Source organism: Pseudomonas marginalis (genome assembly GCF_001645105.1).
Classification (GTDB): Bacteria; Pseudomonadota; Gammaproteobacteria; order Pseudomonadales; family Pseudomonadaceae; genus Aquipseudomonas; species Aquipseudomonas petroselini.
In genome coordinates this window covers 1-26,099 of the sequence record NZ_LKEG01000058.1, presented here as the reverse complement: position 1 = coordinate 26,099, position 26,099 = coordinate 1, and the positions used below count along the sequence as shown (strand labels likewise).

Annotated in this window: 23 protein-coding genes and 2 pseudogenes; 14 read left to right on the top strand and 11 right to left on the bottom strand. The window is 63.1% G+C overall.

Going from position 1 to position 26,099, the window contains the following annotated elements:
* Window positions 1-125: 125 nt before the first annotated feature.
* Genes AO064_RS27665 through AO064_RS27655 form a run of 3 tightly spaced genes read right to left on the bottom strand, consistent with a single transcriptional unit; the run spans window position 126 to window position 2,281 of the window.
* A complete protein-coding gene (locus tag AO064_RS27665; RefSeq protein ID WP_064055241.1) occupies window positions 126-722 on the bottom strand; it encodes a glutathione S-transferase family protein in 597 nt (198 codons plus the stop codon).
* 30 nt (window positions 723-752) lie between these two features.
* Window positions 753-1,286, bottom strand: a complete 534-nt coding sequence (gene mug / locus AO064_RS27660) for a G/U mismatch-specific DNA glycosylase (RefSeq protein WP_064055240.1) — start codon at window positions 1,284-1,286, stop codon at window positions 753-755.
* Window positions 1,283-2,281 (bottom strand): AraC family transcriptional regulator, encoded by a 999-nt coding sequence (locus AO064_RS27655; RefSeq protein ID WP_064055242.1) that lies wholly within the window; start codon window positions 2,279-2,281, stop codon window positions 1,283-1,285. Before AO064_RS27655 ends, mug begins: the two co-directional genes overlap by 4 nt.
* 65 nt (window positions 2,282-2,346) lie before the next feature.
* Between AO064_RS27655 and AO064_RS27650 the strand changes: the two genes are divergently transcribed.
* Window positions 2,347-3,573, top strand: a complete 1,227-nt coding sequence (locus tag AO064_RS27650) for an MFS transporter (protein WP_064055239.1) — start codon at window positions 2,347-2,349, stop codon at window positions 3,571-3,573.
* Window positions 3,574-3,640: 67 nt separating this feature from the next.
* Window positions 3,641-4,468, top strand: a pseudogene (yghU, locus tag AO064_RS27645) (glutathione-dependent disulfide-bond oxidoreductase).
* A gap of 109 nt (window positions 4,469-4,577) precedes the next feature.
* Here the strand turns inward: yghU and AO064_RS27640 are convergent.
* From AO064_RS27640 to AO064_RS27630, 3 genes are read right to left on the bottom strand one after another with little or no spacing between them, the layout of a single operon-like run.
* On the bottom strand, window positions 4,578-5,504 hold the full coding sequence (locus AO064_RS27640) for a sugar ABC transporter substrate-binding protein (RefSeq protein ID WP_064055238.1): 927 nt from the start codon (window positions 5,502-5,504) through the stop codon (window positions 4,578-4,580).
* A 19-nt stretch (window positions 5,505-5,523) separates the two neighbouring features.
* Complete coding sequence (locus tag AO064_RS27635) at window positions 5,524-6,303, bottom strand: TIM barrel protein (protein WP_064055237.1); 780 nt, start codon at window positions 6,301-6,303, stop codon at window positions 5,524-5,526.
* Complete coding sequence (locus AO064_RS27630) at window positions 6,300-7,304, bottom strand: Gfo/Idh/MocA family oxidoreductase (protein ID WP_012723609.1); 1,005 nt, start codon at window positions 7,302-7,304, stop codon at window positions 6,300-6,302. The genes AO064_RS27635 and AO064_RS27630 overlap by 4 nt, the downstream gene beginning before the upstream one ends.
* A gap of 186 nt (window positions 7,305-7,490) precedes the next feature.
* Here AO064_RS27630 and AO064_RS27625 point away from each other — a divergent pair, with 186 nt between their 5' ends.
* The gene (locus AO064_RS27625; protein ID WP_064055236.1) at window positions 7,491-9,452 is read left to right on the top strand and encodes a sigma-54 interaction domain-containing protein; all 1,962 of its coding nucleotides are present in this window, start codon (window positions 7,491-7,493) and stop codon (window positions 9,450-9,452) included.
* 685 nt (window positions 9,453-10,137) lie between these two features.
* On the opposite strand, the gene AO064_RS27620 is transcribed toward AO064_RS27625, so the two are convergent.
* Both AO064_RS27620 and rtcR read right to left on the bottom strand, forming a co-directional pair.
* A complete protein-coding gene (locus AO064_RS27620) occupies window positions 10,138-10,446 on the bottom strand; it encodes a DUF6124 family protein (protein WP_064055235.1) in 309 nt (102 codons plus the stop codon).
* A 350-nt stretch (window positions 10,447-10,796) separates the two neighbouring features.
* Window positions 10,797-12,377: an RNA repair transcriptional activator RtcR gene (gene rtcR, locus AO064_RS27615; RefSeq protein ID WP_064055234.1), complete on the bottom strand. Its 1,581-nt coding sequence runs from the start codon at window positions 12,375-12,377 to the stop codon at window positions 10,797-10,799.
* Between the two features lie 213 nt (window positions 12,378-12,590).
* On the opposite strand from rtcR, the gene AO064_RS27610 reads away from it, so the two are divergent.
* From AO064_RS27610 to rtcA, 3 genes are read left to right on the top strand one after another with little or no spacing between them, the layout of a single operon-like run.
* Window positions 12,591-13,817 (top strand): RtcB family protein, encoded by a 1,227-nt coding sequence (locus AO064_RS27610; protein ID WP_064055233.1) that lies wholly within the window; start codon window positions 12,591-12,593, stop codon window positions 13,815-13,817.
* Between the two features lie 13 nt (window positions 13,818-13,830).
* Window positions 13,831-14,619 (top strand): nucleotidyltransferase domain-containing protein, encoded by a 789-nt coding sequence (locus AO064_RS27605; protein ID WP_064055232.1) that lies wholly within the window; start codon window positions 13,831-13,833, stop codon window positions 14,617-14,619.
* An 8-nt stretch (window positions 14,620-14,627) separates the two neighbouring features.
* Entirely contained in the window at window positions 14,628-15,653 is a 1,026-nt protein-coding gene (rtcA, locus tag AO064_RS27600; RefSeq protein WP_064055231.1) for an RNA 3'-terminal phosphate cyclase, read from the top strand.
* Here the strand turns inward: rtcA and AO064_RS27595 are convergent.
* Window positions 15,650-16,708, bottom strand: a complete 1,059-nt coding sequence (locus AO064_RS27595; RefSeq protein ID WP_064055230.1) for a LacI family DNA-binding transcriptional regulator — start codon at window positions 16,706-16,708, stop codon at window positions 15,650-15,652. The genes rtcA and AO064_RS27595 overlap by 4 nt on opposite strands.
* A 161-nt stretch (window positions 16,709-16,869) precedes the next feature.
* Between AO064_RS27595 and AO064_RS27590 the strand changes: the two genes are divergently transcribed.
* The 4 genes from AO064_RS27590 to AO064_RS27575 all read left to right on the top strand — a co-directional run bounded on the left by AO064_RS27590 (window position 16,870) and on the right by AO064_RS27575 (window position 20,439).
* Window positions 16,870-17,967: a fatty acid desaturase family protein gene (locus AO064_RS27590; protein ID WP_064055229.1), complete on the top strand. Its 1,098-nt coding sequence runs from the start codon at window positions 16,870-16,872 to the stop codon at window positions 17,965-17,967.
* Between the two features lie 132 nt (window positions 17,968-18,099).
* On the top strand, window positions 18,100-18,420 hold the full coding sequence (locus AO064_RS27585) for a MocE family 2Fe-2S type ferredoxin (RefSeq protein ID WP_046036525.1): 321 nt from the start codon (window positions 18,100-18,102) through the stop codon (window positions 18,418-18,420).
* A gap of 2 nt (window positions 18,421-18,422) precedes the next feature.
* Window positions 18,423-19,622 carry an NAD(P)/FAD-dependent oxidoreductase gene (locus AO064_RS27580; RefSeq protein ID WP_064055228.1) on the top strand — a complete coding sequence of 400 codons (1,200 nt, stop codon included), beginning with the start codon at window positions 18,423-18,425 and terminating at the stop codon, window positions 19,620-19,622.
* A 1-nt stretch (window position 19,623) separates the two neighbouring features.
* Complete coding sequence (locus AO064_RS27575; RefSeq protein ID WP_064055227.1) at window positions 19,624-20,439, top strand: sugar phosphate isomerase/epimerase family protein; 816 nt, start codon at window positions 19,624-19,626, stop codon at window positions 20,437-20,439.
* 259 nt (window positions 20,440-20,698) lie between these two features.
* On the opposite strand, the gene AO064_RS27570 is transcribed toward AO064_RS27575, so the two are convergent.
* Window positions 20,699-21,571 (bottom strand): undecaprenyl-diphosphate phosphatase, encoded by an 873-nt coding sequence (locus AO064_RS27570; protein ID WP_012723617.1) that lies wholly within the window; start codon window positions 21,569-21,571, stop codon window positions 20,699-20,701.
* 140 nt (window positions 21,572-21,711) lie between these two features.
* Between AO064_RS27570 and AO064_RS27565 the strand changes: the two are divergent.
* Window positions 21,712-22,256: pseudogene (locus tag AO064_RS27565) on the top strand (GNAT family N-acetyltransferase).
* On the opposite strand, the gene AO064_RS27560 reads toward AO064_RS27565, so the two are convergent.
* A complete protein-coding gene (locus AO064_RS27560) occupies window positions 22,234-23,178 on the bottom strand; it encodes a GlxA family transcriptional regulator (RefSeq protein WP_064055226.1) in 945 nt (314 codons plus the stop codon). The pseudogene AO064_RS27565 and the gene AO064_RS27560 overlap by 23 nt on opposite strands.
* A gap of 172 nt (window positions 23,179-23,350) precedes the next feature.
* On the opposite strand from AO064_RS27560, the gene AO064_RS27555 reads away from it, so the two are divergent.
* From AO064_RS27555 to AO064_RS27545, 3 genes are all read left to right on the top strand, one after another.
* Window positions 23,351-23,980 (top strand): TetR/AcrR family transcriptional regulator, encoded by a 630-nt coding sequence (locus AO064_RS27555; RefSeq protein WP_064055225.1) that lies wholly within the window; start codon window positions 23,351-23,353, stop codon window positions 23,978-23,980.
* Complete coding sequence (locus AO064_RS27550; RefSeq protein WP_064055224.1) at window positions 23,977-24,654, top strand: type 1 glutamine amidotransferase domain-containing protein; 678 nt, start codon at window positions 23,977-23,979, stop codon at window positions 24,652-24,654. Before AO064_RS27555 ends, AO064_RS27550 begins: the two co-directional genes overlap by 4 nt.
* A 78-nt stretch (window positions 24,655-24,732) precedes the next feature.
* Window positions 24,733-25,866, top strand: coding sequence for an alkene reductase (locus tag AO064_RS27545; protein ID WP_064055223.1), 1,134 nt, complete (start codon window positions 24,733-24,735; stop codon window positions 25,864-25,866).
* The last annotated feature ends 233 nt before the right edge of the window (window positions 25,867-26,099 follow it).

The window sequence follows — 26,099 nt, the reverse complement described above, 5'->3', positions numbered from 1 at the left end:
AGTCTTTTGAAACAAAGAGCTGGGGCCGCTTCGCGACCCAGCGGGAGCAAGCTCCCTCGCCACAGGTACGGTGCTCACCCTTACCTGACTGGCATTAAGGGCAAGCCCGCTTGGATAGGGGATGTTTATTCGATCGGGTACTTCTTGAAAACCGGGTGCTGTTCCAGGCGCTCGGCATGGCGCTTGAGGTTGGGAAACGCATCCGCCTTGACCACCGACGCCACGGTGAACTGGCTGAACGACCAGGCCACTGCTGCGGTAATCGACGCCTGGCTCAGTGCGTCACGGTCGCTCAGCTGTTTTTCCAATAACGAATAAGCGGCCAGTAACTGCCCGCTGACGCGGTCGAGCCAGGGCGCATGCAGCTTCTCGGCCGGGCGCAGGTTGTGTTCATAGACGATCTGCACGCTTTTCTCACAGGCCGCCAGGGCCAGCCCGAGTGTTTGCAGGTCGCGGGCACGCGCGGCGGGTTGCGACGGGAGCAGCTTTTTATCCGCCGGGGCCAGGGTTTCCAGGTAGTCCAGGATCAGGCTGGAGTCCATCAGCACCGTGCCATCGTCCAGCACCAGCGTCGGCGCCTTGACCACCGGGTTGATCTGGGAAAACTCGGTGAACGTGCGGAACACCGACAGCGGCTCATGCACAAAATCCACCCCGTATAACTCCAGGGAAATGGCCACGCGGCGTACGTAGGGCGAGTCCAGCATACCGATCAGTTTCATGAAGCCTCCATTGCTCACAAGGTGATGGGCTCAAGAGATTAAGGGCGCGGGGTCGACGGGCGCAATGGCCTCGCGCAGGGACTGATACGCCTCCACCAATTGCTCCAGGCTGAACGCCAGGTTGCGTCCGCTCGGGTTAGGCAACACCCACACTAACGCACCGCCCAGCCGCTGCGGCTGCAACCCCCAGCCGATCTCGCGTTGACCGGACAGCGCGCTGTAGCCGGCCTTGCCGAGAAATGCCACGAAACGCGGTGCGTGGCGATGGATTTTCTGTTCAAACGCTGCCGCCGCGTCGGTGAATTCATGCCGTGCCAGCTCGCCCGCGCTCGCGGTAGGGCGCTCGACCACGGTGGTCAAGCCGCAGTGATAGTCCAGTAACGTACGGCCGTCCTCCGGGCGGATTTCTTGGGGCGTGAAGCCCGCCCGGTGCAAGGTGCGCCAGAAGCGATTGCTGCGATTGGCAAAGTGCAGGCCCAGGGCGGCGGAGCCCTTGCCGGGGTTGATGCCGCAGAACACCACGTCCAGATGGTCGGCCAGGATGTCGTCGAGGCGAGCGTTCATGCCGGGCTCCGCAGGGTGTGGCGGCTGGCCCCCGGTGGCTGGCCGGTGATGCGCTTGAATGCACGGCTGAACGCCGCCTGGGAGGTGTAGCCCAGGCGCAGTGCGACGTCTTCGATGGGCAACCGCTCCAGGGTCAGCCATTGGCTGGCCAGGCGCATGCGCAGTTCCGTCACGTAGCGCAAGGGCGGGATACCCAGGGTGGCCTGGAAGCGCTCGGCGAACACCGAACGGGAGGTGTGACAGTGCGCGGCCAGCTCGGTCACGCTCCAAGCGCGGCCGGGTTGCTGGTGCAGTGCGAGCAGGGCACCGGCCAATCGTGCGTCGCGCAGCGCCGCCACCAGCCCCGACGCATTGCCGCAGGCGCATTCCACCCAGCCGCGCACGATCATCGCGGCCACCACATCGGCCAGGCGCGCGAGGATGCCGGAGTAGCCGACGCGAGCGGCGCTGACTTCGCGTTCCATCACCGCCAGGATCGGCATCAGGCCGGGGTAACGCTGGCCCTGGGCGTCGATCAGCATCAAGGCCGGCATCAGGCTGCCGAGCCCCTGGATGCTGCCAAGCTCAAACGCCATGCAGGCGCTGAAGAGCAAGGTGCTCGGGAGCGTGTCGGGCGATGCATCCACCGCGCAGACGGTCTCGCCCAGCGGCGTGGCGTCAAAGCCCTTGATGTCCTGCACCGGCCCGTCGGCGGTGGATGACAGCGCATGGGCGCCGCCGTGGGAGATGAACACCGCATTGCCCGCCGACAACTCGAACAGGCTGCCGTCGTCGGTACGCAGCGTGGCCGTCCCTGCGGCCAGGAAGTGGAAGTAGGCGTGTCCAGGTTTGGCCTCAAAGCCCATGCCGAAGCTCGGCCCGGCCTGGATGCGCCGGTACTGCACCCCGCGCAGGCGCATGCCGCGCAGCAGCTCGTCGATAAGGTCGGAGGACAGGTTGAAGGGGGCCGCTGTCGTCATGCTCGGGGTTTGGGTCAAAAACTCAAGGGTTTGCATCATAGATCATCCGATGTGACGAACCTAGACTGGCCGTCGCGCTAATTTCCCGAGGAGGTCGTGTGATGAATGATTGTGTAGCTCAACCCTCTGTCCATTCGCAGGCGGAGCCCACTGCACCCGCCTGGATGGCAGTATTTTCCCTGGCCATGGGGGTGTTCGGATTGTTGACGGCGGAATACCTGCCGGCCAGCCTGTTGACGCCGATGGCGATGGACCTTGGCGTGTCAGAGGCGCTCGCCGGCCAGGCGGTGACCGTGACGGCGGTGGTGGCGTTGTTCGCCGGGTTGCTGGTGCCCGGCCTGACGCGTGGCATCGACCGACGCGTGGTGCTGTTGGGTTTTTCCCTGCTGATGATTGCGTCCAACCTGCTGGTGGCGCTCTCTTCCAGCCTGGCGGTGCTGCTGTTGATGCGCATCCTGCTGGGCGTCGCCCTGGGCGGTTTCTGGAGCATGGCGGCAGCAGTGGCGATGCGCCTGGTGCCGGCGGCGCTGCTGCCCCGTGCGCTGTCGATCATCTTCAGCGGCATTGCGGTGGGCACGGTGGTCGCCGTGCCGCTGGGCAGCTTCCTTGGTGGTTTGTATGGCTGGCGCAGTGCGTTCGTCGCCGCAGCCGCCGTCGGTGTGATCACGCTGGCGTTCCAGCTGTTCACACTGCCACGCCTGGCCCCCACGGGCACCGCACGTTTGCGCACGATACTGGATGTGCTGCGGCGTCCGGGCATCGCCATCGGCATGTTTGGCTGCGTATTGGTGCACACCGGGCATTTCGCGCTGTTCACCTACATCCGGCCATTCCTGGAAAGCACCACAGGCGTGGGCACCGAAGGGCTGGCCTTGATGCTGCTGGGGTTCGGCGCCGCCAACTTCGTCGGCACGCTGTTGGCCGGATGGATGCTGGTGCGTTATCCACGCGGCACGTTGGTGCTGATGCCGATCTTGGTGGGCGTCGCGGCGCTCGCCCTGGTGGTGCTGCCGGCCTCGCTGCCGAGCCAGGCGTTGCTGCTGGCGCTGTGGGGCATGGCCTTTGGCGGGGTGCCGGTGGCGTGGTCGAACTGGGTGGCCCGCGCGGTGCCGGATCAAGCTGAAAGTGCCGGTGGCATGGTGGTGGCGTCGGTGCAGTCCGCTATTGCGGCAGGGGCTGCGGGGGGTGGCGTGATGTTCAGCCTCAGCGGTATCGACGGCGTGTTTATCGGTGCCGGTGTCTTGATGTTGCTGGCCGCCTTGTTGATCGCGTTACGGGTGCAGGTGCCTCGGCAGCATGCGGCGGCGGGTAAAGCGCTGCCGGTGTGACGGGCCATCAACCTTGGGTTTAGTCTGGAGCGCTTCGCTGATCGCAAGCACGCCTGGAGCAGTAAGCATGACCGATTACGTACCCCCAACAGTGTGGACCTGGGACACCGAAAACGGCGGCACCTTCGCCAGTATCAACCGACCCATCGCCGGCGCCACCCATGACAAGGCACTGCCGGTGGGCAAGCACCCGCTGCAGCTGTACTCCTTGGCCACGCCCAATGGACAGAAGGTCACGATCCTGCTGGAGGAGTTGCTCGCGCTGGGCCACAGCGGTGCGGAATACGACGCATGGCTGATCAAGATCGGCGACGGTGACCAGTTCGGCAGTGGCTTTGTCGGGGTCAACCCGAACTCCAAGATCCCGGCCCTGCTGGACCGCAGCGGCGCCACGCCGATTCGGGTGTTCGAGTCGGGCGCGATTTTGCAGTACCTGGCGGAAAAATTCGGTGCGTTCTTCCCGGCTGAGCCTGCGGCGCGTGCGGAATGCCTGTCGTGGTTGTTCTGGCAGATGGGCAGCGCGCCGTACCTGGGCGGTGGCTTCGGGCACTTCTATGCGTATGCGCCGAGCAAGATGGAATACGCGATCAACCGCTTCGCCATGGAGACCAAGCGTCAGCTCGACGTACTTGACCAGCGCCTGGCGGTGAGCGCGTACATTGCGGGTGATGAATACACCATCGCCGATATCGCGATCTGGCCCTGGTATGGCGGGTTGGTCAAAGGCCGCTTGTATGGCGCGGCGCAGTTCCTGTCGGTGCATGAGTACACGCACGTGTTGCGCTGGGCGTAGGCGATCGAAGCGCGGCCGGCGGTGCAGCGGGGGCGGCGGGTGAACCGGGTGTCTGGCGAGGAACAGTTACCCGAACGGCATGACGCAAGCGACTTGGACTGAGTGTGGGAGGGGGCTTGCTCCCGATAGCGGTGGATCGCACGGATGTATCAACTGACCCACCCTCATCGGGAGCAAGCCCCCTCCCACAGTGTGCGCTGGGTACGACAGGCTATTTGTAGCGCTGCTCAAACACCGCCACCTGCTCGGGTTTGATCAGTTCGAACGGCACCCACACCTCCGGCTCAATCGGCTCACCCTTGATCATCCGCACCGCCGCCTGCACGGCCTGGGTGGCCTGGGCCTTCGGGTCCTGGAACACCGAGGCCGTGAGTATCCCACGCTTGATCGCCGCCAGGCCGTCGGGCAAACCATCGATGCCGACAATCGCGATCTCGCCCTTGGCTTTGCCGGCCTGCTGCAAGGCCATGGCCGCGCCAATCGCCATTTCATCGTTATTGGCCACGATGGCATCGAACTGGGTGCCCGCCAGCAGCCAGTTGCTGGTCAGGTCCATGCCCTTGCTGCGTTGCCATTCGGCGCTTTGCTGCTCGACCACCTTGATGCCGGGAAAATCCTTTAGCACCTGTTTGGCGCCTTCGGTGCGGTCATGGGTGGCGTTCTGCGCGAGGTCGCCCATGATGATCGCCACATTGCCCTTGCCGCCGAGCTTTTGCGCTAGGTAGCGCATCTGCAACTGCCCGGCTTCGATGTCGTTGGAGGCCACGGTGACCACGCCCTTGGGCAGGGTGCGTTCGTCCGGGTGACGGTTGACGTACACCAGCGGAGTCTTCGCCGCTACGGCGGCGCGGGTCATGTTGGCGGTGGCGGCGGTGTCCACCGGCAGTACGATCACCGCGTCGACCTTCTGGTTGAGGAAACCTTCGACCTGATTGAGCTGGCGCACCACATCGCCCTGGGCGTCTTCGAACTGGATCTGCACATCCTGCTGCTTGGCGGCGGCTTCCAGGCCGGTGCGCACGTAGGTCATGAAGTTATCGTCGACCCGGGCAATGCTCACGCCGATGCGATAGGCGGCGAAGGTCCATTGGCTGAACAGCAACACCAGCGTGGCAACGATCAATGAATAGCGGTTCATAAGGGTGTTCCTTTTATTGTTATAGGGTGAACGCTTGACGGAATCGCTCCAGGGCCAACTCGCTGTCGCCGCTGGCCCAGCCTTCCAGACCGACCACGCCGCGGTAGCCCATGGCGTGCAGGGCCCTGGCTATGGCCGGGTAGTGGATTTCACCGGTGCCGGGCTCCTGGCGTCCCGGCACGTCGGCCACCTGGATTTCACCGATGTGTGTACCGGCGCGCTGAATCAGCTCGATCAGGTTTCCTTCGCCGATCTGCGCGTGGTACAGGTCCAGGTTCATCTTCAAGTGAGGGCTGCCCACGGCCTCGACCAGCGCCAGGGTGTCGTCGGCGCGGGCGAAGGGTGTGCCGGGGTGGTCGACCTCGGTGTTGAGGTTTTCCAGCAGGAACACACGGCCGGCGTCTTCCCCCAGGCGGGCGATTTTTTCCAGGGTCTTGCAGGCGCTCAGCCACATGCGGCCGGTGGTCTGGCTCACGGGTTGGACGGGCAGGCCGCCGTCACCCAGGCCGGTACCGTGCAGGTTGAGGCTGGGGCAATTCAATTGCTCGGCGACCCCTAAGGATTCGCGGGCGCTGTCGAGCAAATGGCGGATGCCGTCGGGGTCGGTGAGGGTGCCGCTGATGTAGCCGGTCATGGACGTAAAGTCGGCACCGGTGGCGGCGAGGGCGGCGATGTCCTTGTGGGTCCAGTCCCAGATTTCAACGCTGAAGCCCAGCGCATGAATACGCTGTACGCGCTCGATGAAGGGCTGGTCGAGAAACACCATCTCCGCGCTGATCGCGAGCTTGAACGGGCTCATAGGGTCACCGCCTTGCCCGTTTCGAACGATTCGATGCAGGCGCGGGCAATCGCCAGCGCCGCGCGTGCGTCTTCACCGCTGGCCAGGGGCTTGGCGCCGCTGCGCAGGCAATCGACAAAGTGGTTGAGCTCGGCGATGTAGGCGTCGCGCAATAGGTCGGTGTCCATGCGCTGGGTGTCGGCCTGGATGCCTTGGGCGAGGTAGCGCACCAAGTCGGACTCGTTAAGGCTGCCCATGCTCAGCATGCCGGCGCTGCCGAACACTTCGCCGCGCACGTCGTAGCCATACACGGCCTGGAAATTGGCTTCGGCAGTGGCGATGGCGCCGTTGTCGAAGCGGATCGCAACCACCGCGGTGTCGAGGAAGCCTTTGTTTTTGTAATCGGGCGCGATCAGTGCGTCAGCCATCACGTAGACCTGCACCGCCTCCGCGCCGGGGTTGAGGTAGCGCAGCGTGTCGAAATCGTGGATCAGGGTCTCGAGGAAGATCACCCATTGCGGCGAAGCGGCCGGGTTGTTCAGCGCCGGGTCGCGGGTCAGCGAGCGCAGCAGCTGCGGGGTGCCGATGCGGCCGGCGGCGACGTCGAGGTGCGCGGTGCGAAAGCTCTTGGCGAAACGCCGGTTGAAGCCAACCTGCAGCGGCACCCGCGCATCGGCAGCGGCGGCGATGGCACGGTCGGCCTCATCCAGGGTGATGGCCATGGGTTTTTCGCAGAAGATCCCTTTGCCCGCGCGGGCGGCGCTGATCACCAGCTCGGCGTGGCTGCGGGCGGGGGCGGCGATGAGTACGCCGTCGATGTCCGGGTCGTCGAGCAATTGTTGAGGGTCGGTGTAAACCTTGCTCACGCCCAGTTCAGCGGCGAGGCGGGCGGCCTGGCCTGGCGTCGGGTCGGCAATCGCCGCCAGGCTGGCGCCGGGGATGTGCCGAGCGGCGGTCAGACCGTGGAAGCTGCCCATGCGACCGGCACCGATCAAACCCAGGCGGATGTGCTGTGTACTCATGAAATAACCCCTTGTTGTTATTGGCCCCAGGACGGTCCTGGTGGGCGAAGGGGTAGGAGCAAGGCCTGTGCCAATTAATAACTCATTGATAAATAGCGATTTATTATTATTCATAAGCGAATAGTGTTCATTTAATGAACATGTCTATACTGACATGTCAAAAACATGGACATGGATACCGCCCCAATGAGCATGGCGTTCAGCGTGCAAGACCTCGACTACCTCACAGCCCTTGGGCCTGCTGCGCTGAATGATGGTCCGGTGGCCGCGCTGGAGCAGGCCTGGCGCGACTGCCTGGCCGGTCAGGTCGAGCGCCCGGCGCACGTGCGCCAAGTGATCTGGGATTCGTGGCGGCGCAGCGTCGAGGCCGGTATCGACCCGGCAGACAACGCGTACCGTTTCGTGGCCGCCGAAACCCTGGCCGCCACCCAGGCCACCCACCGCGTGCTGATCGCCGCCGCCGCGCAAGTCATGCGAGGTTTGCTGGCCTACAACCCGCGCGGCCATATCAACCTTACCGATGCCGACGGCACCACCCTGTATTTCTGCGGGCTGGACATCACCCCCGTGGGCAGTCGTCTGCTGGAATCGGTACAAGGCACCAACTGCACCGGCCTGGCGCTGGCCGAAGATCGCTTGGTGTACGTGCTGGCCGAGGAAAACTTCGGTATCGGCCTGCGCCAGCGCCGCATGCACTGCGCCGCTGCGCCGATCAAGAATGCTCAAGGCCAGACCCTGGCCATGCTGACCCTCACTGCCGAGCCCGGCTGGTTTCACTTCCATACCCTCGGCACGGTGCAGGCTGCGGCCGACGCCGTATCGCGGCAGATGGCCCTGCAAGGTCTGTTGGAAGAACAGCAAACCGTCCTCGAAGTGCTCAACGAAGGCCTGGTGGTGCTGGATGAGCGTGGCTGCATCAAGGCGCTTAACCGCTATGCCCGGCACCTGTTCGGGGTGGGGCTGGAGCTGATCGGTCAGCCGTTTCAGCAGTTGGGGCGCAGCGAATTGAGCGACTCGATGGGCGAGGCCGTTCGCGACCTCGACTGCACCTTCCACCTGCACAACCGCAGCCAACTCGCCTGCCTGGTCTCGGTGTGCCCGCTGGAGCAGGGCGGGGTGATCGTGTCACTGCGGGAGAACCGCCGCATCCGCGAAATCACCCGGCGCCTCATCGGCACCCAGGCCAGCTACACCTTCGACACCATCCAGGGACACTCGCGGGCGATCCAGGACGCGCTGCACTTGGGGCGCATCGCCAGTCGCAGTGATTCCACCACGCTGATCCTGGGTGAAAGCGGCACCGGCAAGGAGCTGTTCGCCCAGGCCATCCACAACGGCAGCGACCGCTGCAACGGCCCGTTTGTGGCGGTCAACTGCGGCGCGATTCCACGCGACCTGGTGCAAAGCGAGCTGTTCGGGCATGTCGAAGGCGCGTTTACCGGCTCGGCGCGTGGCGGCTCGGCGGGTAAGTTTGAACTGGCGGATGGCGGGACGATTTTTCTGGATGAGATTGGCGACATGTCCTTCGATGCCCAGGTGAGCTTGCTGCGGGTGTTGCAGGAAGGTGAGATCACCCGTGTCGGCGCGAAAAATTCGCGGCAAGTGGACGTGCGCATCATCGCCGCCACCCACCGCAACCTCAGCCAGGCGGTAGTGGAAGGCGCGTTTCGCGAAGACCTCTACTACCGCCTCAACGTGCTCAACCTGACCGTTCCGCCACTGCGCATGCGCCGTGAAGACATTCCGCTGTTGGCGCGGCACTTTCTGGCCCGCTGTGCACGCTCGTTGCGTAAGTCGGTGCAGGGCTTTTCACCGGAGGCGATGGCATTGCTCTCGGCCTATGGCTGGCCGGGCAATGTGCGCGAGTTGGAAAACAGCATCGAGCGGGCGACCAACTTGGCGACGGGGGCGCTGATCGAACCGGTGGACCTGCCATTGGAAAGCCGCCAACGCGCCCCGCTGCGCGGCTACGAACCGCAACCTGCCCAGGACCTGAGTAGTCACGAAATGCACGCCATCGTCGCCGCGCTTAAAAGCACCGGTGGCAATGTCCGCCTGGCTGCGCGGCAACTGAACGTGTCGCGGGGCGGGCTGTACAACAAGATGAGTCGGTTTGGGCTGAATGCCGGGGATTTTCGTGGCGACTGAGATTTAAGCCTGGCGCAGTTCAAATGTGGGAGGGGGCTTGCCCCCGATAGCGGTGTGTCAGTCGATTCATCAGGTGACTGATTCAGCGCCACCGGGCATCGGTATCTACACAATTCTGGGGCTGGCGCTGGACCTGTGGGAGGGGGCTTGCTCCCGATAGCGGTGTGTCAGTCGATTCATCAAGTGACTGATTCAGTGCCATCGGGGCATCGGTATCTACACAATTCTGGATATGGCGCTGGACCTGTGGCGAGGGAGCTTGCTCCCGTGGCGGCCTGACAGCTGGCCTGGATGTTGGATCAGACCGGGTACATATCCGTTATTTAGGTAACGGCCACTATGGGTCNGGCTCACTTTTGAAGAGCGCAAAAGTAAGCAAAACGCTCTTGCCCCAACACTCGGCACCTCGCTCACGCTCGGTGTGCCCGTACTCCGACAGGAATTTGGGGGGCCGCCGCCACGCGCCATCCATGGCGCGGGGCGGCTAAACCGGCATCCCTGCCGGTTTACCCCCCAAATCCCTGTCGAATTCCGGCCAGCGTGTTTGACGGGGCGCCTCAGATCAAAAGCGGGATCAAGATCAAGAGCGGCTCGCTTCGCATCGTGGTTAGCGTTGGTTGCTACAGCGTTGTGTCGGTACCTATGGCCATCGCAGGCAAGCCAGCTCCCGCAGGGTTAATCGTATTTAGGCGTTTGTCTTAGTAGGAGTCAGGCACTCGATGGAGCGATCCACGGTGGTCTTGGCAATCTCCAGTAAATGCCACACCGCCAGAATCTTCGCCCGTTCGGGATTATCCAGCGTCTCTCCACAATCCAGCGCGGTCGCCGATGCACTGTCGAGCAAGCTGGCGGTGTAGAGCAGAGCGTCTTCGAAGCTCAGGTCTTCGTTGATGGAGTGGAAGCCCTGGGTGGGCAGGTAGTGATCGATGGCGCGGTTGAAGGCGGCGCGGTCTTTGGCGGGGGCGAAGGGTGGGTTGGGTAGGGCTTTGTCCATGGTGCAACTCCTATTGAGCAAAGAAGCTACCGCCAACGCTGCTAAACGAGGGTGGCAGCTGTACGCGGGTTAGCAGACCGGTCAATAGGAAAACCAGCGCACCCGAAGGTGCCCCGCGCACAGCCACCATAAACGCAGATGTGAGCCGTGTGCCTATTGATGTCGGGCTGCTAAACCCGATCACTGAAAAACCAGCGACGGACCGCAGACTAGCCACCGATTCCAGCAGGCACAAGGCGGCGAGGATTGTCTAGGAAACGTCCTGCAATTAAAAGGGACCTGCCTTGCTGGCCCTTTACAAACCATGACCAAATGCCACTAACCGCCCCCTGGCGGGTCGTCTCGCAGGCCTATGGCTTCAACTGTTTCCATTCAATGGCAAAGCGGGCCAGGTATTTGCGCAGGCGGTCTGCGTCATTGGGTTGTGCCTTGGCCTGGCGTGACACACCGAACAGTCGGCGGCCGGCGTCGGAAAGGCTGTCGGATTGCAGGCACACGTCGATTACGGCCTTGAGTTGCAATTGGTCGAACAGGTCCAGATCGGCCGGTAGCAGCGCATGGGTTTCGGTCAGCCCCCAGGCGTAGCGCAGGCGTTGGATTTCCTCTTCGGCCTGGGCTTCATCAATACGCCCGCTGTCGGCCAGGGTGGCCATGCGTGTGATGGAGGCTGACAGCTCGCGAAAGTTGCCCAGCCATGCCGCTTCGCTGGAACAGGCGAACGCCAGGTAGCGGCGGCGCGCCTCCAGATTAAAGCGCACGCGACGGCCTTGCTCGCGGGCGTGGCGCTCCAGTTCGAAGTCGATATTGGGCTCGATATCTTCGCGCCTTCCCGTCAGGCCCGGCAGGTCAAAGGTCCACAGGTTGATGCGCGCATACAGGTCTTCGCGAAACAGTCCTTCGGCCACACGCCCGCGCAGGTCGCGGTGGGTGCCGGCGATGATCAGGAAGTCGCTGGCCACTTCACGGTCGGCGCCCATGGGGTAAAAGCGTTTTTCTTCGATGGCCTTGAGTAGCATCGCCTGTTCATCCAGGCCCAGCTCGCCGATTTCATCGAGGAACAACATGCCGCCGTCCGCCGCGCGCAGCAGGCCGTCGCGGGCGTTCTGCGCGCCGGTGAAGGCGCCCTTGGTATGCCCGAACAGTGCTGACATCGCGCCATCGCCGCGCAGGGTGGCGCAGTTGACTTCCACGAAGCGCCCCTGGATCTGGTGGCGGCTGCGCTTGAGTTCGTAAATGCGCCGGGCGAGAAAGGATTTGCCCGCGCCGGTGGGGCCGATCAGCAGCATGGGTGCGGTGGAACGCACGGCCACGCGCTCGATCTGTTCGATGGTGGTATTGAACGCACTGTTGCGCGTGGCAATCCCGGACTTGAGGAAGGCCAGGCCTTCCAGGCGCTGGTGGGCGAAGCGCGAGGCGATGCGGTCGTAGCGTGACAGGTCGAGATCGATCAGGGCGTGGGTGCCCGCGGCCGGTGTGGTGTCGTCACGGCGGCGAAGGGGGGCGGTCTGGATCAGCCGCGCCGGCAGGTTACGTGCCTCGGTGAGCAGGAACCAGCAAATCTGGGCCACGTGGGTGCCGGTGGTGATGTGGACCAGGTAGTCCTCATGGTCGGTGTCGAAGGTGTAGGCGGCGGTGAAGTCGTGCAGCGCGCCGTAGACCTCTTCGAAATCCCAGGGGTCGTTCAGTGGCATGGGGTGCAGGCGCACCTCGGTGGTGGGCGAGATCTGCTGGATGTCGGCCCGTATCCGCTCGGCGAGGCTGACGTCACGGGCGTCGATGTCGTGGATCAGCTCCAGGCGATCGACCTGCAGGTTATCTTGCTGGCACAGGCCGACGCTGGGGCGCCAGTGATTCCAGCGGTTGGCGCCCTTGCCGACGCGATCCAGCTTGGACCCGATAAACCCGATGGCGACTGTGCGCTTGTGTTTCATGACTAGACCAAAATATAAATAACGATAGCCAAGGATATGAATGGCGTGAGGCCCTTGTCATCGGTTTTCAACGCCTCAATGCGTTTACATTAAAAATATCGATATAAAACAATAGCTTAAAAACTTTAAGCCCGGTATGGAAAAACCTGGCACGCCCGCTGCTATATCCCAGCCAACGCCGCAGTGCCGGCTTTTAAAAAAAGAATCGAGATCATGCAAGAGAACACCTACCAACTGCTGGAAGTCGCCAACGGCAAGCCGATCAAACTCTGGACCCAGGGCGTGCCTGTGGAGCCTGAGGCGCGCAAGCAATTGATGAACACCGCCCAGATGCCGTTCATCTTCAAGCACCTCGCGGTGATGCCTGATGTGCACCTGGGCAAGGGCTCGACCATCGGCAGCGTGATCCCCACCGTGGGCGCGATCATCCCGGCAGCAGTGGGCGTGGATATCGGCTGCGGCATGATCGCTGCGCGTACCACATTGATGGCCGGCGACTTGCCCGACAACCTCCACGGCCTGCGTTGCGCTATCGAGGCCGCGGTGCCCCATGGCCGTACCCGCAGCCGCCAGGGCCGCGACAAAGGTGCTTGGGAGCATGTACCGGCCCAGGCCGATCAGGTGTGGTCGGCGCTGCACCCGCGCTTCAAGGCAATCACCGACAAGTACCCGCAATTGGAGCGCAGTAACCACCGCCAACACCTCGGTACCCTGGGCAGCGGCAACCACTTCGTCGAGGTGTGCCTGGATGAAGCCAACCGTGTGTGGTTCATGTTGCACAGCGGCTCCCGTGGGGTGGGTAACGCCATTGGCAACCTGTTTATCCAGCTGGCCCAGGCCGACATGCGCCAACACCTGGCCAACCTGCCGGACCGCGATCTGGCGTACTTCGAAGAGGGCAGCCAGCACTTCGATGACTACGTGGAAGCGGTGGGCTGGGCCCAGGATTTTGCCCGGCAGAATCGCGAATTGATGATGCGTGCGGTGGTCCAGGCCACGCGCCAGGTGATCAGCAAGCCGTTTGACGTGGCGCTGGAGGCCGTGAACTGCCATCACAACTACGTGCAGAAAGAGCGGCACTTCGGCGAAGAGATACTGGTCACGCGTAAAGGTGCGGTGTCGGCCAAGAAAGGTGAGCTGGGGATTATTCCTGGCTCCATGGGCGCCAAGAGCTTCATTGTGCGCGGGCTGGGTAACGAAGAGTCGTTCTGCTCCTGCAGCCACGGCGCCGGCCGCACCATGAGCCGCACCAAGGCGAAGAACACCTTCACCCTGGCCGACCAGATCCGCGCCACCGCCCATGTGGAGTGCCGCAAGGATGCCGATGTGATCGACGAAATTCCGATGGCCTACAAGGACATCGACCAGGTTATGCATGCCCAGCGCGAGCTGGTGGAAGTGCTGCACACCTTGCGCCAAGTGGTGTGCGTCAAAGGCTGAAAGGGGAATCAAGATGCAAAAGGATGAACGCCACCCATTGAGCGACGCCATGCGCGCGCGGGTGCTACAGGAGCTCGACCGCCTAGAGCGCGAGCGCAATGTCACGGTGCTGTATGCCTGTGAGTCCGGCAGTCGGGCCTGGGGGTTTGCTTCCACCGACAGCGACTACGACGTGCGCTTTGTCTACGTGGAAAAACCCGACTGGTTCATGCAGGTGGATGCGCCGCGCGATGTGATCGAGCGCCCGTTGGATGACGAATTGGACGTGAGTGGCTGGGAGTTGCGCAAGACGCTGGGCCTGCTGCGCAAATCCAATCCCACGTTGCTGGAGTGGTTGGACTCGCCGTTGGTGTATCGCCAGCACGTCGAGGCGACAGTGCAATTGCGCGCCTTGGCCGAGACGTTCTACAGCCCGCCGGCGGCGCGCAGTCATTACCTGTCGATGGCCAGGAAAAACTTTCGTGGTTACCTGCAAGGCGACACGGTGCGGTTCAAGAAGTACTTCTACGTGCTGCGACCGTTACTCGCGGTGCGGTGGATCGACCTCGGGCTGGGCCGTCCACCCATGACGTTCGCCGATTTGTTGAGCACGGTGGATGACCCGCAACTGCTCGATGAAGTGGAGGCCTTGCTGGTGTTGAAACGCAATGCCGGGGAAGCGGCGTACGGGCCTCGGCGTCCGGTGCTGCACGCGTATATACACGGTGAATTGGAACGCAGCGTGCCGGTATTGCCGCGCACCCAGGCAGACTCACACCCACTCGACCGGTACCTGCGGGACACGGTCAAACGCTTTGCTTAAGGATGACGATGAAACAGGACGTGATTGAACTCGACGGCGCCATCGGCGGTGGCCAGGTACTGCGCAGTGGCCTCAGCCTATCGATGGTGACCGGGCTGACCCTGCGCATCAAAAACATTCGCGCCAAGCGCAGTCGGCCAGGGTTGATGCGTCAACACCTGACCGCTGTGCTGGCGGCGGCGCAAGTCTGTGGAGCCCAGTTGCACGGTGCGCAATTGGGCTCGCAGCACCTGGTGTTCGAACCGGGGCCGATTCAAGGCGGCGACTATCGCTTCAGCATCGGCACCGCCGGCAGCTGCACCCTGGTGTTGCAGACCCTGCTGCCGGCCTTGCTGTACGCACCCACGGCCAGTCGCGTGACGATCTGTGGCGGCACCCACAATCCGCTGGCGCCGCCGGTGGACTTCTTACAGCGCGCCTGGCTTGTGCTGTTGCGACGCATGGGCGCGTGTGTTGAATTGAACTTGAACCGGTATGGGTTCGTGCCCGCCGGCGGCGGTAAGTTGGAGGCATTTGTCCAACCCTCTGAGCTGGCGCCGTTGCAGTTGATGCAGCGCGGTAAGTTGCTCGAGGCCCGCGCCATTACGCTTAACGCCGGCTTGCCTGCCCAGGTGAGCGAGCGTGAGTTCAAGCGCGTGCGCCAGCGCTTGTCGTTCGACGACAGGCAGTGGTTGCCGATAGAGATCGACCCAGCGCAAGGCCCGGGCAACGTGCTGATGCTGGAGTATGTCCACGAGCATGTCAGCGAAGTGTTCAGCGCCTTCGGCCTGGCCAACGTGCGCGCCGAGACCGTGGCCGACCAGGCGATCGACCAGGCCCTGGCGTGGCGGGGAACCGACACGGCGGTGGGCGAACACCTGGCCGATCAGTTGCTGCTGCCGATGGCCTTGGCCGGTGGTGGTCGCTTCACCACGCCGCACATGAGCGACCATCTGCACAGCAATATGCAGGTGATCCAACGCTTCCTGCCCGTGGTGATCGAGAGTCACGTGCGGGAGGAGGGCGGTTTGATCATCGAGTGCCGCGCCCGCTAGAGGTTCTCCGACGTCAGAATCTGCGGCGATATATACACCCGATGCCGCACCGGATCGAACCCCTCGGTGCGCTCCAGTTCCTCACTCTGCAAGGCCACCAGCAACTGCACCAGTGCGGTCGCCGTCTGCCTCGGCTGCGAATCCATCACCACATCGATCAACCCCTGGCGCAGCGCCTGGCGTGACAGCTCGGTCGACTCCTGCAAGATGCAGCACAGCGCCGGTCGCTTGGGCAACTGCGCCAGGGCGCTGATGATGCCGTCACCGCCGCCGCCCACCACGCACAGGCCGCGCAGGTCGCTGTGTCGGCTGATCAGGTCGAGAGTGGCTTCCTCGGTGATGTCGCAGTTGTCCAGGTTGATCAACGGCTCCAGCGGCTTGAGCCCCGGCGCGTGTTCGGCCAGGTAGCTGTGCAGGCCTTCGACCCGCGCCTGGTGGCCGAGAAAACGATGGCCGCCGAGCAGGATCCCCACGCTGCCTTTGCGCGCGCCGCCAGTGCGCGCGAGCAACCAGCCCATGGTGCGGCCGACCACGTGGTTGTCCTGGCCCACGTAGGGCTCCAGGGCTTGCTCGTGGATATCCGAGAGCAGGGCGACCACGGGCACGCCGGCTTCGCGGATCTGCTTGAGGCAGGCGTTGATCAGCGGATGGGCAAAGCTGACCACCGCGAGGCCATCGCATTGCACGGCCAACTGTTCGATCTGCGCAACGATCGCGCTGGGGGTGCGATCCACGATGTATTCGAACTGGCACGTCAGGTTGGCCGTGGCGTGATGCTGCGCCGCGGTGCTGATCGACTGCGCCAGGTTGGCGTAGAACGCTTGGGCGGTCCCCAGCAAGAGGATGCCGAAACGATAAGTCGGCCGACGTTCGCGAATGCGCTGGCCGATCAGTCGCGCGGCAAAATAGCCCACGGCTTCGGCGGCCTGGAACACCTGCTCGGCGGTGTCCGGGTTGACCGGCGCACGCGCATTCAATACGCGGTCGACGGTGGCCACACTCAGCCCTGCATGGGCGGCAACGGTGGCGATGGTTGGGCGTTTATTGTTGTTCATGACAAGCCCTTTGAATGTCTTGATAGAAAACTATCAAGCTCCGCTAGGCCTGGATGATAGCTTGATAGGGAATGGAATCAAGGCCTTGAGGGGGATTTACCGGTTCTCTATGGTGGGTTTCGTAAAGCACTAGAAACCACCGCTTGCGGAGAACAATAACAATGCCTGAACACACCGCTCACACCGCCCGCCGCGACTACAGCCTCACCGGCCCCGAAGCCGCCCGCGCCGCTGAAAAAGGCCTGGTCTCGGCCAACTGGTACCAGTCGCCCATCTCGCGTAAACGCATGAAAGAACTGATGCAGCGCCGTGACGGCCCGGCCTTGCTCGACACCGCCATCTGGGTGGTCGCGCTGTTGGCCGCAGGCTTCGGGGCTTATTGGTTCTGGGGCACTTGGGCCTGCGTGCCGTTCTTCCTCGTCTATGGCGTGCTGTACGGCACCGCGTCCAACCCGCGCTGGCACGAAACCGGCCACGGCACCGCCTTCAAGACCCGTTGGATGAACGACGTGCTGTACCAAGTCGCCAGCTTCATGTGCATCTTTGAACCCCACGTGTGGCGCTGGAGCCATGCCCGTCACCACACCGACACCATCGTGGTCGGCCGCGACCCGGAGATCGTCGAGCCGCGTCCACCGAGTTTCTGGATGATGTTCCTGAGCCTGTTCAATTTGCCCTTGGCCTGGAAGACATTCAGCGGCGTGGCGCGCCATGCCATTGGCAAGATGAGTGAACAGGAAGCGGACTTCATCCCCGAATCCGAATGGCCCAAAGTGTTTCGCGCGGCGCGGATCTGGGTCGGCGTTTATGCCGTGGTGATTGGCACCGCCTTGTACCTGCACAGCTGGTTGCCGCTGATGCTGATTGGATTGCCGAGTCTCTACGGCGCCTGGCTCGGCTACGTCTTCGGCCTTACCCAACACGTCGGCCTGGCCGAAGACGTGCTGGACCACCGCAGTAACTGCCGCACCATCTACATGAACCGCGTGCTGCGTTTTATCTACATGGACATGAACTACCACCTCGAACACCACATGTACCCGATGGTGCCGTACCACGCGCTCAAGCACCTGCACGAAGAAATCCGCAGCGACTGCCCGCCGCCGTACGCCAACCTGTTCGAGGCGTACAAAGAGATCCTGCCGACGATCTGGAAACAGCGCAGCGACCCGACCTATTTCGTCCAGCGCCCACTGGCGAACGACGCTGAGGGTGGCGAGGGCGCTTGCTCGCGCTGGGCTGCGCAGCAGCCCCAATAAAACCACTGCATTCATTCAGACAAAATTCGACTGCCGATCTTGGGGCCGCTTCGCAGCCCAGCGCGAGCAAGCTCGCTCGCCACAACAAGCGCGCTCGCCACAGGGGCAGTCAGTCATTTGGAGACAAACGCCATGAACGATCAATGGATCGACGTCTGCGCCGTGGGCGAAATAGACGAGGAAGACGTGCTGCGCTTCGACCACGGGCCGCATACCTACGCGGTGTACCGTTCGGCCGAGAATGAGTTTTTCGCCACCGCCGGCCTGTGCACCCACGAGAAAATCCACCTGGCCGACGGCCTGGTGATGGACCACGTGATCGAGTGCCCCAAGCACAACGGGCGCTTCGATTACCGCACCGGCAAAGCCATGGGCGCGCCGGTGTGCGTCAACCTCAAGACCTACCCGGTGCGGGTCGAAGCGGGGCGGGTGTTGCTCGCCGTCACGGCGTGACCATGAGCGCACCCCTGATCATCGTCGGCGCCGGCCATGCCGGTGGCCGTGCGGCGCTGACCCTGCGCGAAGAGGGTTACACCGGGCGCCTGATCCTGATCGGCGATGAGCCGCACTTGCCCTATGAACGGCCGCCGCTGTCCAAGGCTGTGCTGCAGGGCACGGCGGACCTGGCCGGGTGCAGCCTGTGCGACAGCGCGCGGCTGGCGGAGTTGGGTATCGAGCATATCGCCGGTCACCCGGTGACCCAATTGGAGCCGGAACACCATCGCCTGCAACTCGCCGACGGCCAGTGGCTGCCGTATGCCGGTCTGCTGCTGGCCACTGGCGGACGGGCACGACGCTTGCCCCAAGAGCAAGCCCATGTGCTTTACCTGCGCACCCACGATGAAGCGCTGGCCCTGCGCAACGCGCTAAAGGCCGGAACGCGGCTGGTGGTGGTCGGTGGCGGTTTTATCGGCCTGGAAGTGGCAGCCACGGCACGTGGCTTGGGCTGTGAAGTCACGCTGCTCGAAGCCGGACCGCGTTTGGCGGGGCGGGTATTGCCGCCGGTCATCAGCGAGGCGCTGCTGGCGCTGCATCGCCAACACGGCGTGGATGTGCGCTTGAATGTGGCCTTGGAGTCCATCCAGGCCGACGCCGTGCTGCTGGTGGACGGGCAACGGTTGCCGTGTGATCTGGTCGTCGTCGGCATCGGCATGCAGCCCAATATCGAGTTGGCCACGGCGGCGGGGCTGGACGTGGGGCAGGGCATTCGTGTCGATACGCACCTGCGCACCAGCGCGCCCGACATCTATGCCGCCGGTGACGTGTGTGAGTTTCGCCTGGGCGGTCTCTACCAGCGCCAGGAAACCTGGCGCAACGCCGAGGTCCAGGGGCGGCATGCGGCGTTGAATCTGCTGGGGCGCGACGTGCCGTTCGACGCGCTCCCCGGTTTCTGGTCCGACCAGTACGACTGGGGCTTGCAGACCGTGGGCGTGATCACGCCCTTGACGGTCAGCCGGCCATTGGCGGGCGGCGGCGTGCTGCTGTTCTACCTGGATGCCGAGCACCGTTTGCACGGTGCCTGCGGTTGGGCGCCGGGCAACAGCGTGGCCAAAGACATCAAGCTGTGTGAGCGCCTGATCAGCGCACGTATACCGCTCAACGCGGCCAGCCTGGCCGACCCCGAGCTGTCCCTCAAACACCTGCTGCGAGGCTGATATGCGCCAATTCCTGGTGTTCCAATCCCTGTGGGCGATGCAAACCGAGCCCGGCACCCTCGACGACCAACTCGACCGCATCAAGGCCGCCGGTTTCGACGGCATTACCGACCATTACTACACACCCGCCGACGTCGCCCGCTTGCACGCCGCCGCCACGGCCAGGGGCCTGCAGATCGAAGGCCAGCTGTTCCCGCAATCGGTGGATGACCTGGCGGCCGCGCTGGATGTGATCAGCGGCTACGGCTGTCACCACCTCACCCTGCAAGCCGACGTGCGCCCGCGTACTCAACGCGAAGCGGCGCGACTGGTCGAAGGCTGGCAACGCCTGGCCGAGCAGGTGGACTTTCCGGTGCTGCTGGAAACCCACCGTTATCGGCTCACCAATGACCTGCTGTTCACCCTCGACCTGCTGGCGCAGATGCCCGACTTGAAACTGCTGGCCGACCTGTCCCACTACGTGGTCGGGCGTGAACTGCCGGAGCCTGCTGCCCCCGAGGACGATGAACAGATCCGCACTGTCCTGCGCCACAGCTGGGGGTTTCACGGCCGCGTGGCCAGCAGCGAACAGGTGCAGGTGTCGTTGGATTTCCCCCAGCATCACGCCTGGGTGCAACGTTTCACCGAGTGGTGGCGTTACGGGATTGAACACTGGCTGGCGCGGCCCGAGGCACCACAGAGCCTGTCGTTCACCTGTGAACTGGGCCCGCCGCCCTATGCGATCACCGGCGCAGATGGCCGTGAAATCAGCGATCGCTGGGCCGAAGCGCTGAAGATGCAGGCGTTGATTCGCGAGGTGTGGCAGCGCTGTCAGTGATGACCTTGAACCCGCTCAGTCAGTTTGAATGTGGCTTGCCTGCGATAACCCTAGGTATCTACACATCTTTTGACTGTAGTGAGCGGGCTTGCCCCGCGCTGGGCTGCGAAGCAGCCCCAAAAAGGAGGAACGTGGTGTATCAGATACGCTTCATCGGTCGGTTTTAGGGCCGCTTCGCAGCCCAGCGCGGGGCAAGCCCGCTCACTACAGTGTCGTACTGGGGGTGTGGCGAGGGAGCTTGCTCCCGTGGCCGCTGCTTTCAGCTCAGCAGCCCGGTGCTGACCGCCACAATCAGAAACACCCCCAGCAGCGCGCGGTAGATCACGAACGGCCAGGTGGAGAACCGCTCCAGGAACTTCATCAGCCCCCAGATCGCAAAAAACGCCGAGATGCTCGCCACCACCAGGCCGAACAGCAGGTGCGGCCAGGCATGCACGGGCATATCGGCATGCAGCAACACCCATAATTCTTTCAAACCGGCGAGGGCGATGGCGGGCAGGCCCAGCAGGAAGGAAAACCGCGCGGCTTCCTCACGCTTGAAGTTGAGGAACAGCGCGGCGGTCAGCGTGGAGCCGGAACGCGAGACGCCAGGAATCAACGCACCAATCTGTGCAATCCCTACGATCAACGCATCCCGCAGGCGCATTTCGCTGACTTCGCGGGTGTGGCGTGCACGCACTTCCGCCACCGCCAACAGCACCGCCATGACCACGCAGGAAATACCGATCACCATCAACCCGCGCAACGGCGAGTTGCAGGCATTCAACGTCGACGACAACGCCAGCCCGGCAATGCCGATGGGGATCGTCGCCAGCACAATCGCCACCGCCAACTTGAACCAGGGGTCGTTGTAGTCGCCCCGGCGCACGGCGCCGATGCTGCCGGTGGTCACCTGGCGCACATCCCGCCAGAAGTAACTGACCACCGCCGCCAGCGCCGCCAACTGCATGGCCGCGGAAAACGCTGAGCCGGGATCTTGCCAGCCGAGCAGGGCGGGTACCACGCGCATATGGGCGGTGGACGACACCGGCAACAGTTCGGTAATGCCCTGGATCACGCCCAGGATGAAGATCTGCAGGTAGTCCAGGGAGGCAAACCCCACATCCAGGCCGGCGGAACAGACGTTGCTCACAATACGTGTCCTTGAAAAAGAGAGGCAATTTCGCGGAGTTTATTCGAAATGTTTCAGGGTTTCGGGGGAGGCAACGCCTATTTGCAATCGGTTCAGCAAGTAGAAAGGTTGGCGACTCTATTGGACTGTCCCGGCGTTTTGTGAACAATGGCGCCCTGCATTTTTGACCGAGAGCCCCATGCCTGAAACCACCGTCGAACTGATCCAGACCGGCCCGGAGCACGCCGAGCTGATCCGCAATCTCTACCAGTACTACGCCTACGAGTCGTCGGACTGGGAACAGGAAGATGTCGAGGCGGATGGCCGCTTCTATATCCATGACGAACACCTGACCCGTTACTGGCAGGACCCGCAATGGAGCGCCAACCTGTTGCTGGTCGACGGCTACATCGCCGGTTTCCTGCTGATCGAAGGCAGCGAACTGCCGGGCATCGACGCCCTGGAACTGGCCGACCTGTTCATCCTCAAGCGCTACCGCCGCAAAGGCATTGGCCGCGCCATCGCCACCCAGGTGCTGTGCAGCGGCGAGGCCAATTGGCTGGTGCGGTTCTATGACCAGGACGAAGTGTCCCAGGCGTTCTGGCGCACGGTGCTGGATAACCTGCCGCGCCCGGTGCAGACGATTGAACTGGAGGATGACCCGCAGTTGGTGAGTTACCTGATTACGCGGGCGGCGCTGCATTAAAGGCCTGCTGCATCACCTGCGGCGGTTGCCCGAACGCCCTTAAAAACGCCTGGCGCATGCGCTCGCGATCACCAAACCCGGTTTCGCGGGCCACCACCTCGACCGGGTGGCGACTGGTTTCCATCAGCGCCCGGGCGGCTTCGACCCGCAGGGACTCGATGGCCTTGGCCGGTGTCTGCCCGGTTTCTTCACGGAACACCCGGCTGAACTGGCGCGGGCTGAGCCGGGCGACTTCGGCCAGGGCTTCCACCGAGAGGTCATGGGTCAGGTTCTCGCGGGCGTAGGCCAGGGCCAGTTGCACGCGGTCCGATTTAGGGTCCAGCTCCAGCAGGGCCGACAACTGCGATTGCTCGCTGCCGCGACGCTGGGCGATCACCAGTTTGCGTGCAATGCGCCGCGCCAGGTCGCTGCCCAGGTCGTTCTCCACCATCGCCAACGCCAGGTCCACGCCGGCGCTCATGCCGGCGCCGGTCCAGATGTGGCCGTCGACGATAAAAAGCTTGTCCTCTTCCAGGCGGATATCCGGGTAGCGCTTGCGAAAGGCCGGTGCGTGGATCCAGTGGGTGGTGGTGCGCTTGCCTTCGAGCAGACCGGCTTCGGCCAGCACGAAGATGCCCATGCACAGCGAGGCCACACGCCGCGACTGGGCGGAGGCGGCCTTGACCAGTTCCAGCAGGTTGGCTTCCGGCAGGCGGAATTCCAGGTAGCCGCTGACGATCAGCGTGTCGTAACCCTCCGGCCGGATCGGTGTGGTGTTCACCGAAAAACCCTGGGACGTCATCACCGCGCCGCCGCTTTCCGACACCAGGTGAAACTCATAGGCCGGCTCACCGCGCAGCAGGTTCGCGCACTCGAACACCGAGCCCAGGCTGAGGCTCAGGGATTGGAAGTTCGGGTAAACCATCAGCGCAACGCTGTGCATCGCATGTCTCCAGGGGTGTGGGAGCAGGGATTGTCGGCGGCTGCCGGGAAAACGGCAACCGACTTTGGCGCATGTCCGAAATCCTTGCGGATCTGACATTGTGCGCGTTTCGCCTGGCTCCTAACATTCACTCAACGAACTAGACGACTGGTCTAATCGATCGAGATGAAGCATGAGCCGCGAAACTAAAAGTGCAAGGCAGACGATTCTGGAAACGGCGCAGCCGATTGTGGGCGCCAAGGGATTTTCTGCGGTGGGGTTGAACGAAATACTTCACGCCGCCGATGTGCCTAAAGGCTCGTTCTATCACTACTTCAACTCTAAAGATGCGTTCGGGGTGGTATTGCTCGATACCTATTTCGATAACTACTTGAACGCTATGCAACAGCTGTTCAATCAGCCGGACTTATCTCAGCACGCCAAGTTGATGCGTTATTGGCAAAGCTGGATCAACAACCAGACCGGCTGTACCGACGCCGGCAAATGCCTTGCCGTCAAACTCGGTGCAGAGGTGTCAGACCTTTCAGAGCCGATGCGCCTGGCCCTGCAACGCGGCACCGCACGCACCATCGGGTTGCTCAGCGAGGCCTTGCAGCAGGGCGTCGAAGACGGCTCGGTAACGATCACGCAACACCCCGAAAGCCTGGCCCGGCGCCTGTATGCGTTGTGGCTGGGGACCAGCGTCATGAGCAAGATCACCCATACAGCGGCGCCGTTCGACGAGGCGCTGGGGCTGACCCGACAGTTGTTGGGGCAGCCGGAAGAAACTGACACTCACCCCTATCGAGGCACTGGAAAATGAAAGTATTAATGGTACTGACCTCTCACGACCAGCTCGGCGATACCGGACGCAAGACCGGCTTCTGGCTCGAAGAATTTGCCGCTCCCTACTACGCGTTCAAGGACGCCGGTGCCGACGTGGTGCTGGCATCCCCGGCCGGCGGTCAACCGCCGCTGGACCCGGTCAGCGACCAGCCGGACGCCCAGACCGAACAGACCCGCCGCTTCGCCGCCGACCCGGCCGCCCAGCAAGCCCTGGCCACCACGGTGAAACTGGACACGGTCAACGCCGACGACTTCGACACCGTGTTCTACCCAGGCGGCCACGGCCCGCTGTGGGACCTGGCGGAATCGCCGGTGTCGATCGCGCTGATCGAGTCCTTCGAGCGCGCCGGTAAGCCCATCGGTTTCGTCTGCCATGCACCGGGTGCCCTGCGTCACGTCAAGGCAGTCAATGGTGAGTCGTTGATCAAGGGCCGTCGTGTCACCGGGTTCTCCAACTCGGAAGAGGCGGCGGTGGAGTTGACCGATGTGGTGCCGTTCCTGATTGAAGACGAGTTCAAGAAACTCGGCGGCCACTATGAGAAGGGTGCCGATTGGCACTCCTTTGTGATTACCGATGGCCTGCTGGTCACCGGGCAAAACCCTGGCAGTTCCAGTGATGTGGCTAAAGCCCTGCTGACACTCACCGCTTAATTAACTAACCGCTTGATGCATTGGCGACTTTTATAAGTCGCCAAAGCTTTAGCGCGCCCGCTATTTGGACAGTATTCAATGAATGACCCTATTTTAAGTACCCCGGTAAAACTGGGGCACCACACGCTGAACAACCGTATTGTGCTGCCGCCGTTGACGCGCCAGCGCAGTGCCCAGCCCGGCGATATCGCCACCGACTTGATGGCCGAGTATTACCGCCAGCGCGCCACGGCCGGTTTTATGGTCAGCGAAGGCACGCAGATTGAACCGCGTGGCCAGGGTTACGCGTGGACGCCGGGTATCTACACCCCGGCGCAGATCGACGGCTGGCGCACCGTCACCGAGGCTGTGCATGCCGAAGGCGGGGTGATCTTCGCCCAGTTGTGGCATGTCGGTCGCGTGTCCCACAACGCGTTGCAGCCAGACGGCGCCGCCCCCGTCGCGCCGTCGGCGATCCAGGCGTTGCAAGCCAAGGCCTTTATCGAAACCGGGCCCGGCATGGGCGAACTGAAGCAGCCGCCGGTGCCACGTGCATTGTCCGTGCTTGAGATCGAAGAATTGGTCGGGCACTACGCCCAGGCCGCCCGTAATGCGCTGGATGCCGGGTTTGACGGGGTGGAAATCCATTCGGCCAATGGTTACCTGGTCAACCAATTCATCTCCGCCCATTCCAACCAGCGCGAGGATGAATACGGTGGCTCGCTGCACAACCGCCTGCGCTTTCTGCGCGAGATCGTCGAAGCCGTGAGCGCCGTGGTCGGGCCGCAGCGTCTGGGCGTACGGTTCTCGCCGTTGTTCAGCGGCACCGATCAGGACCGTGTCTACATCGGCCTGGTGGAAGACGACCCGCACCACACCTACATCGAAGCGATCAAAGTGCTGGAAGAGTCGGGCATCGCCTACGTTTCCATCGCCGAAGCCGACTGGGACAACGCCCCGGTCTTGCCGGAGTCGTTCCGCCGAGCGGTGCGTGAGACCTTCAGCGGGCGGATCATCTACGCCGGTCGTTACACCGCTGAGCGCGGTGCTGATCTGGTCGAAGCGGGGCTGGCGGACTTGATTGCGTTCGGGCGGCCATTCATTGCCAACCCGGATCTGCCACAACGGATTTTCAATGGCTGGCCGTTGAACCCGCTGAAGGCGGAAGGGCTGTATGGCGGGACGGAAGCGGGTTACATCGATTACCCGGCCTACCGCCCAGTAGCGCTGTAACGCTGAACCCTGTGGGAGCTGGCTTGCCTGCGAAAGTATCCCCTGGGTACGCCTGACTCACCACGTTGTCTGCATCGCCGGCAAGACTGCTCCACACCACTCAAGCCGGCTGTCAGGCCGCTGTGCTTTTGCTTTTGATCTTGATCTCAAGCGCCCCGTCAAACACGCTGGCCGGAATTCGACAGGGATTTGGGGGGTAAACCGGCAGGGATGCCGGTTTAGCCGCCCCGCGC